Origin of the sequence: Chamaesiphon sp. VAR_69_metabat_338, from assembly GCF_031423935.1 — a bacterium.
In the GTDB taxonomy this organism is placed as follows: Bacteria; Cyanobacteriota; Cyanobacteriia; order Cyanobacteriales; family Chamaesiphonaceae; genus Chamaesiphon.
Map to the genome: position 1 here is coordinate 1 of NZ_JANPGM010000621.1, position 3701 is coordinate 3701.

Here is a 3701-nt window from a genome sequence, read left to right on the forward strand (position 1 = left end):
CACAACCGGGAGGTTCCCTCCTTTGTCGATGCGCCGCTCCCGGATTATGCGACCCAAATCACGCGGAGAGTGGAGGAGCATGTGTTTGGGTCAGCGGCTCGCTCCGGTCGGGTTTCAAAGGCGATGGAAGCGAGACAAGACCAGACAGCGACCCAAATCACGCGGAGGTTCCCTCCGCATGTGTTTGGGTCAAGACAGCGAGACAAGACAGACGGGAACCTCAGCGCGATTTCAGTCACTCCCCGCTCCCCGCTAATCTTCATGAATGAATTCATCTTTCATCTAGCCTTTCCGATCGCCAATATCCCAGACACCAAAAAGTTTTACGTCGATGGATTGGGTTGTAGCGTCGGTAGAGAAACAGTTAACTCGCTGATTTTAAACCTCTACGGACATCAATTAGTCGCTCATGTTGCCGATGAAACCCTCGATCCACAGCAGGGTATTTATCCGCGCCATTTTGGGATTGTCTTTCCAACTTTAGCTGATTGGCAAGGATTACACGATCGCGCGCAATCCTGTCAATTAAGCTTTTACCAGGCCGCCAAGCATCGTTTCTCTGGTTCGCTCACCGAACATCGCACGTTCTTTTTAATAGATCCGTTTGCCAACTTATTAGAATTCAAATATTATCGTCACGAAGCAGCTATTTTCGGTGCTAAAGATTTTACTCAAATCGGTGATTTGACAGGTTGAGATAAAGCTGAAACGATCGCTGCCAGTACTCGTCGATCGGCAACCATGAGCGGATGCGTCAGGACGGGAATCTGTAATTCCGTACCAATGCCTAGCTGCGAACTGCTCGGCGGGAGAATAATCAGATCGAACGGCGTCCATAAAGAAGTAAAATTGAGCTTCTTTAAGCGATCGACATCTCGATTTAAATCTCGAATAAAATTATGTTCGGGACGCATTTGGATACAACCGCACCGCGTAGAAAAATTGGCCGCAATCGTACCGCGATGGGGTGTGGAAATCGTCACAAATCGCTGGATGCGATCGATTCCACCTAATCGTTGAACGTAATAACGACTTACCAATCCACCCATACTGAAACCTAACAGATCGATCGGTTGCTGCGGTGCGAATATCCGCTCGATTTTGATAGCCAATTGTTGAGCTAATACTTCTAGCGGCGTATCGCCATTATTAGCAGTCAGATCGATATCGGCAACTTGCCACCCCAACCCTCGCAAATGAGTGGCAATCTTGCGCATCTTATAACTCGTATCCATTAGTCCGTGGACGAGCAGCACTGGATTGCGAGGGAGCAGATGACTGATGTCAGCAATCGGCAGCGATCCTGATATGTTATCGAGCATTGAGAGTCTAAAATGTAGTTGATGGTTTCAATTCTAAGGTGGCCCGCTGGCACAGATCGATCGCCGCATGACAGTTTAGAAACTGGCTCTGTTCGCGCGATCGGTAAATTTTTGTTAAAGTTTGTAAGCTTATCTTGCGCTTACTAGCTGTCAAAATTGATAATTTAATTTATGTATTGAGAGAGATAAATTACCGTGTTTTTTAAAAAGTTTTTTGGCAAGAAAAATGATGGCTTCTATCTCCAACTAGAAGATGATGATGCTAAATCCACATCTACAGCGAAAGCACCAGCAAAAACACCAGCTAAGGCGGATCTAGTAGTTCCACCGGCAGCACCCGCCGCAGTGGCACCCGCAGCAGTAGCAGCAGCACCCGCAGCCAAAGCAGATCCCAAGCAAGTTAAAGCCGACAAAAAAGCAGCTCAAGCCGCAAAGAAAGCAGAAGCACCTAAAGCCGAGCCAGCACCAACACCAGTTGCGGCACCACCACAGCCAACCATTACCAACTTTGCCACTGACTACCTTATCAAGCCGTCCTCTAATAGCGGTCGCCGGCGTCCTGGTGCGAACATGCGCCAATTTGTGGATTTAGCGCGCCAGATGGAGAAACCAAAAGCTTTTAAAGCGACGGCAGCGGAGCGCAAGCCAGAAAAACCCAGTGTTGAGAAACCTAGTGCTGAGAAACCCAATACTGAAAAAGCTGCCGAGTCAAGTAGTAAGTAACAAGCAACCAGTGTTTTAGTAGCAGATCCCCTCAGCCGAGGGGATTAGAGCCGAGTGGCATCTCGATCGCGACACATTGCCAAGGTACTGTAGAGGTGAAAAGCACGATCCCACATGCTATCCGCGCGCCGCAGTAATTCCAGATGGGGGTCGATTCGATGTAGTAGTTCTGGATAACCGATCGCCGTTTCGGCAAATGGCGTAAAACTGCTCTGGGTCTGATGTTCGGAAATTTGTTCGGAAATTTGTTCGGAAATTTGGGAGATAACATTTTTCCAGTTGTCGCGGCTAGTAACCGGAATGCGATCCCCATTGAGCACTCCGCCTAAATTGGCACCCGATCGATTTCGCGGTTCGCTCATGAGGGGGTGCCGCTTTTGCGTAATTGACTGCTTATAGTCACAAAAATCGTAAGTCTGCGCGCAGAGTCGGAAGATCGTGCGACGATCGCGTAATTGGAGGTCGTAGATGCTCACGTAGTCGAGGATTTTGGCTTTGCGACGCGTGCGATTGCGCCCGTCGATTTCTACGACCTCTTCAAAAATTGGCAGCATTCCCGTCACGATTTGGGTAACTTCCGACCAGTCAAATTTCAGCGTCCGCAGTTCCGATCGATCGTCCGTGCAGACAATCTCTGCTTGCGGGTGAAAAGATTGCAAATGATTGACCTGAAACACAAATACTTGCTGTGTATCATGTTGTGAAACACAAAAACACGGAATTCCAGCTTTGAGGAGGCGATCGCGTAAAAAGGCTAATCGACCCATCTGTCCGACTCGATACAGTCGCCACCCCCGACTGGGAAGCTGAAGTCTGGCACTATATGGGTCGAGATTCATAATCGTTGCAAACTGCTTGAAAGTCGCTTGCTTTTGGTCGGCAGACATCGGTTCTAGGACTAGAAAACCTGGTTCGCTCCGCTCCTCAATCCCCGATCGAGCGATCTCTAATTCGTCCGCTCGGTTTTGCGCTTGCAGAAGATCGATCCGCTCGATGCCGCTCCGCGCTTCCGCCACCAGCTTGGGATTGACAGCTTGTTGGAGCACTAACCGATAACCTTGCAGTGCATCATCGAGTCGATCTGTCGCTGCTTGCAATTTTGCCGCGTACAGTCGAACCAGGAGATCGTCCGGTCGCTCTGCGCTGAGAATGGCAATCAACTTGGCAGCAGTATCATAGTCTTGACGATCGAGTGCATCAGCAGCTTGCTCTAACATAGATAGGGAAGAAAATTAGTTGCAGCGAATAATCTTGTAAAAGTTGTCAAAAGTCAGCGATCGTCGATCGCCGCCACACCCGCTAAGCTTAGAATGCCCCTATCCAGCTAGCAAATTCAACTTATCCCCTTTCTCTTCCCCCACAATCCCAACTCCCAACTCCCAACCCCACCTCATGCCTCCAGAATCATCGATCGCCAGCCACGGCATTATCCTTGGGTTACTACTCGGTTTTGCGATCGCCCATAGCGGCTTAGCGGCATTACGCCCTTGGGCTGAAGCCAAAATTGGCGCGCGACTGTATCGAGTCATATTCGCATTGGTGAGTATTCCATTTGCGACTATCCTGATTATTTATTTCTTCAATCACCGCTATGATGGCTGGCAACTGTGGCAAGTCCAGGGTACGCCGTGGATCGCACCACTAGTCTGGGTCTTG

General features: G+C 49.3%; 5 protein-coding genes. 3 read left to right on the forward strand and 2 right to left on the reverse strand.

Translation table 11 applies throughout. From position 1 onward, the window contains the following. Positions 1 to 261 precede the first annotated feature (261 nt). Complete coding sequence (locus RMO84_RS17070) at positions 262 to 696, forward strand: VOC family protein (protein ID WP_310489635.1); 435 nt, start codon at positions 262 to 264, stop codon at positions 694 to 696. On the opposite strand, the gene RMO84_RS17075 is transcribed toward RMO84_RS17070, so the two are convergent. After that, positions 672 to 1322: a triacylglycerol lipase gene (locus RMO84_RS17075; protein ID WP_310489636.1), complete on the reverse strand. Its 651-nt coding sequence runs from the start codon at positions 1320 to 1322 to the stop codon at positions 672 to 674. The genes RMO84_RS17070 and RMO84_RS17075 overlap by 25 nt on opposite strands. Before the next feature lie 195 nt (positions 1323 to 1517). Between RMO84_RS17075 and RMO84_RS17080 the strand changes: the two genes are divergently transcribed. Next, complete coding sequence (locus RMO84_RS17080) at positions 1518 to 2045, forward strand: hypothetical protein (protein WP_310489637.1); 528 nt, start codon at positions 1518 to 1520, stop codon at positions 2043 to 2045. A 44-nt stretch (positions 2046 to 2089) separates the two neighbouring features. Here the strand turns inward: RMO84_RS17080 and RMO84_RS17085 are convergent, their stop codons facing one another. Next, positions 2090 to 3262, reverse strand: a complete 1173-nt coding sequence (locus RMO84_RS17085; RefSeq protein ID WP_310489638.1) for a hypothetical protein — start codon at positions 3260 to 3262, stop codon at positions 2090 to 2092. A 175-nt stretch (positions 3263 to 3437) separates the two neighbouring features. On the opposite strand from RMO84_RS17085, the gene RMO84_RS17090 reads away from it, so the two are divergent. Beyond that, on the forward strand, positions 3438 to 3701 hold a 264-nt coding region (locus RMO84_RS17090; protein WP_310489639.1), incomplete at its 3' end, for an NnrU family protein.